Origin of the sequence: Paraclostridium sp. AKS73, assembly GCF_025671395.1 — a bacterium.
Taxonomy (GTDB): domain Bacteria; phylum Bacillota; class Clostridia; order Peptostreptococcales; family Peptostreptococcaceae; genus Paraclostridium; species Paraclostridium benzoelyticum.
In genome coordinates, this window is sequence record NZ_JAIXHU010000112.1 from 1 (window position 1) to 201 (window position 201).

The following is a 201-nucleotide window of genomic DNA, read 5'->3' on the forward strand; positions in this document are numbered from 1 at the left end:
TTAACTTCTGTGTTCGGAATGGGAACAGGTGTATCCTCTTTGCTATAATAACCGCATAATCTTTATTTAGAGTTAGTACTCTAAAAACTGAATAACATTTATTAAGATTAAAATTCACCGTGATCATTTCGCCAACGTCTAAATATTCATATGCATTCATATTTATCCCGTTGCTCAAATAATCTTGGTCAAGTCCTCGAT

At 32.8% G+C, this 201-nt stretch carries 1 rRNA gene; it reads right to left on the reverse strand.

Annotated features, from left to right (window positions below):
* A 5S ribosomal RNA gene (gene rrf / locus LEQ07_RS19940) occupies positions 1-56 on the reverse strand; the annotation flags it as partial.
* Positions 57-201 lie beyond the last annotated feature (145 nt).